This is a genomic window from Steroidobacter sp., assembly GCF_016790065.1.
GTDB lineage: Bacteria > Pseudomonadota > Gammaproteobacteria > Steroidobacterales > Steroidobacteraceae > Steroidobacter.
Genome location: NZ_JAEUPY010000809.1, coordinates 1 through 1,530 on the forward strand (window position 1 = coordinate 1; position 1,530 = coordinate 1,530).

Annotated in this window: 2 pseudogenes; both read left to right on the plus strand. The window is 62.8% G+C overall.

What is annotated here, in order from left to right:
• Positions 1-207: pseudogene (locus JNL55_RS32755) on the plus strand (TonB-dependent receptor); the annotation flags it as partial.
• A 97-nt stretch (positions 208-304) separates the two neighbouring features.
• A pseudogene (locus JNL55_RS32760) lies at positions 305-1,530 on the plus strand (amidohydrolase); the annotation flags it as partial.

The following is a 1,530-nucleotide window of genomic DNA, read 5'->3' on the forward strand; positions in this document are numbered from 1 at the left end:
GGGGCCAACACGCCGATCCAGTTCCTTGGCGATTTCACCGAGGTCGAGTTGCGTTGTTTCTATACGCTCGCTGCGTGGCGCTTCGAACTCACTGCCTCCAATCTGCTCGACGAAGAGTACTACTCGAATACTTTCGAGCGACTGAATCTCGGTTATCAGGTGAATCCGCCGCGCCAACTCACCGGCAGCGTTCGTTACCGGTTCTAGGCGGAATTCAATGGCTATAGAAGGCGTTCGCGAGCGTATGCTCGCGATCGTGAGAGCGGCTGGCTGTGTGCTGGCCGCGCTCACGGTTTCATCAGCGATGTCGGCCTCGCGAGGCGGCGTCGAGTCGCGTCACGTGCGCTTCACTGCAAATGAGGGCACATGGGTGTCACTGGATGTGTCGCCCGATGGACGCAGCCTGGTGTTCGAACTCGTGGGCGACCTCTACACGATGCCGGTTTCCGGCGGCCCGGCGCAACGTTTGACGAGCGGTTCGGCGTTCGATGCGCAACCTCGCTATTCGCCGGATGGGCGCTCCATCGCATTCGTCAGCGATCGCAGCGGCGCCGACAACATCTGGCTCATGGACGTGCCGAGTGGCGAGTTGCGGGCACTGACGCACGACACGGAGTCGTTCTTCATTTCGCCCGAGTGGAGCCCGGCGGGTGACGAGATCGTCGTTTCCAAGAGCACGCGCAGTACCGGGCATGGGCGTGAGTATCAACTGTTCACTTACGCTCTCGATGCGGGCGGATCGGGACGACAGTTGACCGGCGTCGCGTCGTCCAGCAATGCAGCCGGCGGTCCCGCACCAACGGCGGTGCTTGGTGCCACGTTCGGCAAAGACCCGCGCCGATTGTTCGCGAGCATTCAGCGGCCGGCGAAGTGGCCGAGTTTTGGCGAATGGCAGGTTGCCGCGATCGATCTGGCCACCGGCGCCATCGAGCCGTTCACCGACGAGCTCAACGGAGCGATGCGTCCGCTGCTGAGCCCGGACGGGCGCTCGGTCATTTATGGCACACGGTGGAATCACAAGTTTCGTCTGAAGCTCGTGGATCTGCAGTCACGCGAGGCACGGTGGCTCGCTCCCGAACTCGATCGAGATGCCGAAGACGAAACTGCGCCTCGTCGCGATCTGTTTCCCGGCGCCGCGTTCACGCCGGATGGCCAAGCGCTGTTGATTGCGTATCAGGGAAAGATTCAGCGTGTTTCGCTCACCGACGGCGCAGCGACGGTGGTGCCGTTCAGCGCTGACGTCGACGTCGAACTCGCGCCACTCGCGCAGTTCGAATATCCACTGCGCGACGACAACGTCGTGGTCCGCCGCATCGAGCAGGCGCAACGCTCGCCTGATGGTCGCTGGCTTGCGTTCTCGGCGCTCAATCGCATCTGGGTACAGCGCCTGGGTGAGGGCGCGAGGTCATCGCGTGCCATCAGTTCGGGCTCGGACGGTGCATTCTTTCCTGCTTGGTCGCCGGACGGGCGCTATCTCGCCTATGTCACCTGGAACGATCTGGAGGGTGGCGCAATCTGGCGCGCGGACAT